General features: G+C 44.7%; 1 protein-coding gene. It reads right to left on the reverse strand.

Translation table 11 applies throughout. The features are described 5' to 3' along the window. Window positions 1–11 precede the first annotated feature (11 nt). Window positions 12–911 (reverse strand): HAD family hydrolase, encoded by a 900-nt coding sequence (locus tag V7Z69_RS09925; protein WP_334139822.1) that lies wholly within the window; start codon window positions 909–911, stop codon window positions 12–14. Window positions 912–1,089: the final 178 nt, after the last annotated feature.

Genomic DNA, 1,089 nt, shown 5'->3' on the forward strand with positions numbered 1-1,089 from the left:
AACATCCAGTTTCACCTTCTCCTCCACGGTTCGGCACCTCCTTTTAGAGTCAATACATCATGGTTTTGCAAATCATCAAGCGCCTTGCTCGACAAAATAGTATTTAGGAAATCTTTATCTTCAAGATAATCCACTATCTTTACAAACCCCCCTTCCTCGGATGGGGGCAATATCACGTCTGCTATTTCTTTGAGCTCCTTAGGTGCGTCTTCCATGGTAAAAGCTACATGTGCTGTGCGCAAAAGAGTTTCATCGTTCATGTGGTCACCTGCTGCTACAACGATTCTGTTTTTTGAACTCCTTTGCCCTAAAAGTTCAGCCAAGGCGTGCCCCTTGGAGACATGTACAGGCAATATGTCTAAAAAACCATCTCCCGCCATGGTCACTGAAGCCTTGCCATTTAGTTTGGCGGACATATGGTCATGGAGCTTTCTTATCAAAGCCCTATCACCATGAAAAATCACCCTGAAAATGGAGTCAAGCTCCTGGGGGTCCTTTAGGCTTGGCCTCACTTCGACTCCAAGACTACTGAAATAATCTATCACAGCTTCATCATGGGGTCTACAGAAAACCATTTCGTCTCCTATGACTTGAATTCCCACATTGTAATCCCACCCAAGGGCCAAAACCTCTTTTACAAGGGATCTGGGCATCTTCTTTTCCCATACCGACCCCCCCTTGCTGAAGTCCATTATTCGGGCTCCATCGTAGACTATAGCCGGACTTGAGGCTCCTACCTTATGGATATGCGGCAAAGCAGACGCTAGAATCCTTCCTGTGGCCACCAACAAAGTCCATCCGTTCTCTCTCAAGATTTTACAAACCTCCGCCACTTGCTCAGGAATGACATCCCTATGGGCGAGGGTACCATCTATGTCTGTCATCAGAATTTTCTCCAACTTTTTTCCCAACCTTATCACCATCCTTGAAGTTATATTATACGTTATTGTCTGAGTAGACCTAAAAATACTGAATAAAAACGTCATCAATTAAACCACTATACTAAAACAGTACAATCTCCATCTTATATGCTATTGCGGCATTTTCTTTGACCCTGTTCATGGGTGCCGCCATGGCGGAAGAGGTAGT

This window comes from Thermovirga lienii (assembly GCF_036847465.1).
GTDB classification, from domain to species: Bacteria; Synergistota; Synergistia; order Synergistales; family Thermovirgaceae; genus Thermovirga; species Thermovirga lienii.